At 74.8% G+C, this 2,060-nt stretch carries 3 protein-coding genes; all 3 read right to left on the reverse strand.

Translation table 11 applies throughout. The features are described 5' to 3' along the window. The coding region (locus tag VJR25_RS08600; protein ID WP_324114561.1) for a Ppx/GppA phosphatase family protein at positions 1 to 962 on the reverse strand (962 nt) is incomplete at its 3' end. Positions 963 to 1,003: 41 nt separating this feature from the next. Then, positions 1,004 to 1,681: a response regulator gene (locus VJR25_RS08605; protein ID WP_324114562.1), complete on the reverse strand. Its 678-nt coding sequence runs from the start codon at positions 1,679 to 1,681 to the stop codon at positions 1,004 to 1,006. Beyond that, the coding region (locus tag VJR25_RS08610; RefSeq protein WP_324114563.1) for an ATP-binding protein at positions 1,678 to 2,060 on the reverse strand (383 nt) is incomplete at its 5' end. The genes VJR25_RS08605 and VJR25_RS08610, both read right to left, overlap by 4 nt.

Raw genomic sequence — 2,060 nt, forward strand, 5'->3', positions numbered from 1 at the left:
GCGACGGGCTGGGCGCCTGTGGTGGGCGGCACGTTCCAGGCGAGGGACTCGATGTAGCGCAGCAGCACGCCCTCGCGGAGGGCCCAGGGGGAGACCTCGAGCTCGTCGACGCGCATCGCGGTCATGGCGGTGTGCAGCACGACCGCACCGGCCACGATCTGGAACGTGCGGTCGGGCGTGATGCCCGGCAGTTCCTGGCGGGCGGATGCCGGGATGCGGGCGAGCCGCGGGATCCACTGCCCGAGGGAGGTGCGGGGCAGCAGCATCCGCTGGCTGCCGCTCCACCCGGGGGCGGGGTAGCCGGCGAGCTTCGCGAGCGAGCGGATCGCCTTCGACGAGCCCGCCACGTGGTCGGGCCGCGGCAGGTCCAGGAACCTCTCCGCGACCGGGATCAGCTGCGACAGCGCGTGCTCGCGGAGCATCTCCACCGCGGCCTCGCCGGGCGGGTCGCCGGGGAGGAACTGCACGGTCATGCGGCCGGCGCCGAGGGGGACGGATGCCGCGGCATCCGGAAGCTCGTCCGCGCCGGCGGCGAGCTCGAGCGATCCGCCGCCGATGTCGAACAGCAGGATCTGCCCGGCCGCCCACCCGAACCAGCGCCGCACCGCGAGGAACGTGTACCGCGCCTCGGACTCGCCGCCGAGCACCTGCAGCCCCTGACCGAGCGCCGCCTCGATGCGCGCGATGACATCGGGCCCGTTGGCCGCCTCGCGCACCGCCGAGGTCGCCGTCGCGAGAAGCTCGACCACGTTCTCGTCGTCGGCGACCTGCCGGGCCTCGGCGACGGCGTCCACCAGCGCCCGCACGCCCTCCTCCGAGATCGAGCCGTCGGGCTCGAGGTACCGCATGAGGCGCAGCACCGTGCGCCTGCTCGTGGTCGCGAGGGGCCTGCCACCGGGGTGGACGTCCGCGACGAGCAGATGGACGGTGTTCGATCCGATGTCGAGGACTCCGAGACGCACGTGCCCAGCGTAGCCGCCGCGATCGCGGCGCTCGCGCCGTCTCAGGGCAGGGGCTCGTCGGCCGGGCCGTAACGCGCACCGGGCCGGCCGCTGGTCGCGTAGTCGAGCCGCCGGCGCACGATGCCGGTCGCGGTGAGGTACTCGAGATAGCGACGTGCGCTCACCCGGGACACCCCGGCGACCTCCCCGATGGCGGCCGCCGACGACCACGGCGCGGCGGCGACGGCGGTGCGCACGGCCGCCAGCGTCTCGACGCTGAGGCCCTTGGGGAGCGTGGGCACCGCGGCCGTCGTGCGGATCAGCGTGTCGATCTCGGACTGGTCGAGAGCCCGGTCGCCGGTCGCAGCGAGCTCGCGCGCCACCTCGGCCACGCGCTCGGCGAGATCCGCCGGTGCGAACGGCTTCACGAGATAGTGCCGCACCCCGGCCAGGCGGGCGTCCCGCACGCTCGCGAAGTCCCGCGCCGCCGTCACCGCGATGAACTCCGGCTGGCGGTGGCGTGCGGCGCGCACCGCCCGCAGCACGTCGAGCCCCGACATCCCGGGCAGATAGATGTCCAGCAGCACGAGGTCCGGCTCCGTCTCGGCGATGAGTCCCACGGCGGCCGGGCCCGTGGCGGCCATCCCGACGACGGCGCACGTGCCGTCCGACTCCAGGAAGCGCCGATGCAGCCGGGCCACGGCGGACTCGTCCTCGACGATGACGGTCGTGAGGGTCATGCCGTCGTCTCCGCAGCGGCAGCCGGCGCAGGTGCGGATGCCAGCGGCAGTTCGATGCGCAGGCGTGCTCCGCCGAGCGGCGAGTCGTCCACCGACGCCCGGCCGCCGTGCCGCTGCGCGATGCGCGACACGAGCGCGAGCCCGATGCCGCGGCCGTGCCCCTCGCCGGTGCCGGGGGACTTCGTGCTCACCCCGGACACGAACACGCGCGCCCGCTCGGCGACCGCGATGCCCGGTCCGTCGTCGTCGATGAGCAGGCGCACGAGGCCCGCGGCATCCGCGCCCGGCTCGAACTCGGCGGTGACGCGGATGCGGTCGCCCATGCCGCACGCCTCCATGGCGTTGTCGACGACGTTGCCGACCACCGTGACCAGATCGC

It is taken from the genome of Microbacterium sp. (assembly GCF_035277845.1).
Taxonomy (GTDB): Bacteria; Actinomycetota; Actinomycetes; order Actinomycetales; family Microbacteriaceae; genus Microbacterium.

What these genes read in the sequence shown, in the direction of transcription:
- VJR25_RS08605 (WP_324114562.1), bottom strand. Translation starts at nt 1,681, where the DNA reads ATGACCCTCACGACCGTCATCGTCGAGGACGAGTCCGCCGTGGCCCGG.